This is a genomic window from Blautia sp. SF-50 (assembly GCF_900101315.1).
In the GTDB taxonomy this organism is placed as follows: Bacteria; Bacillota; Clostridia; order Lachnospirales; family Lachnospiraceae; genus Blautia_A; species Blautia_A fusiformis.
On record NZ_FMUW01000075.1, the window covers coordinates 1 to 1,365 of the forward strand.

2 protein-coding genes are annotated in these 1,365 nt (G+C 35.5%); both read right to left on the reverse strand.

Translation table 11 applies throughout. The annotated features are described in order from the left end of the window. Positions 1-62 precede the first annotated feature (62 nt). Positions 63-986: an IS3 family transposase gene (locus BLP57_RS17515; RefSeq protein WP_025581343.1), complete on the reverse strand. Its 924-nt coding sequence runs from the start codon at positions 984-986 to the stop codon at positions 63-65. Beyond that, positions 983-1,276, reverse strand: coding sequence for a transposase (locus tag BLP57_RS17520; protein ID WP_025581345.1), 294 nt, complete (start codon positions 1,274-1,276; stop codon positions 983-985). Before BLP57_RS17520 ends, BLP57_RS17515 begins: the two co-directional genes overlap by 4 nt. Between the last annotated feature and the right edge of the window lie 89 nt (positions 1,277-1,365).

The window sequence follows — 1,365 nt, forward strand, 5'->3', positions numbered from 1 at the left end:
TGGTCTTATGTCAAGAAAAAGTACAAATTAAATACAACCAATTTTCTCTTTTTATGTAATTGTTAACTTGCTAAGCTTGTTACAGTCGTTTCCAGATTTTTTAGATATTGTTCCTCATATTCATTTGGAGATAAATATCCACAATGACTATGAATACGGACGGTGTTGTAGAACGTCTCGATATATTCAAAAATCAATTTATATGCATGAGTATAATTGAAAATTTTGAAACGATTAATCCACTCTCGTTTTAAAAGGGCATGGAACGATTCTATGCAAGCATTGTCCCAAGGATAAGCCTTCTTGGAATAGCTGTGAATCATTCCTTCCGTTGCCTTGTGAAATGCTTCTGATACATATTGACATCCTCTGTCACAATGAAAAATAAGCGGATTTTCAATATGTCTGGACTGTTTTGCCTTTTCAATACATTTTACTACATGAGATGCCTCCAGCGTCTCACTTAGTACCCAGGAAATGATTTTTCTGGAATATAGATCCATAATACTGGTAAGATATACAAATCCTTCATATGTCCAAATATAAGTGATATCTGAGCACCATACAGCATCTGGATGTTCTGGATTAAATTTTTCGTTCAAAATATTTTTTAGTTTCTGGCTTAGATCAGAATCAATGGTTGTTTGAGTATACGGTTTGATCCATTGCGCTTTTATTCCCATTTGACGCATATAATTTCCCACTGTTTTTTCAGTAATAGTTTCTCCGGATTTCCGCAATTCAGCTGCAATTTTAGGAGCACCATAGTTTTGATGTGAATCATCATAAATCTTTTGGATTTTTTCTTTTAAAACAGTTCGACGAATAGACGTGTCCGAAGGAACCCGCTTCTTCCATGCATTATAACCAGATCGTGAAACGTCCAATTTTTTCAGTATCCCGCTGACAGAAACTTGACGTTTCACAGGCAGGTTGTTAATTTCTTCTACATATTTAGATGTAGCAGCGTAAAGAGTTTTTGTCATTTTCCCAGAATACCGATTGCTTTTTTTAACACTTCAAGTGCATCCTTTGTATCGCGTAATTCTCGTTGCAGACGTGCGATTTCTTTTGCTTCATCACTTGCGTAATTGCCTGAACCACGAGTAGGAACAGTTCCTTCATGTTCCTTTGCTGATTTCATCCAAGTCTTTAGTGCTGATTCACTAATTCCAAGATTTTCAGCACACTTACGAAGCGCAATCTCAGGATGCTCCAACCGATATCTTACTGCATCTTCCTTAAACTCTTGTGAATACCTTGTACCTCTTGCCATAACCATTCTCCTCTCTTGATCTATGACTATCATATAATATTTATTGAAAATGGTCATGTTTATTTTGTACTATTTATATTCTAACATCA

What these genes read in the sequence shown, in the direction of transcription:
- BLP57_RS17515 (WP_025581343.1), bottom strand. Translation starts at nt 986, where the DNA reads ATGACAAAAACTCTTTACGCTGCTACATCTAAATATGTAGAAGAAATT.
- BLP57_RS17520 (WP_025581345.1), bottom strand. Translation starts at nt 1,276, where the DNA reads ATGGCAAGAGGTACAAGGTATTCACAAGAGTTTAAGGAAGATGCAGTA.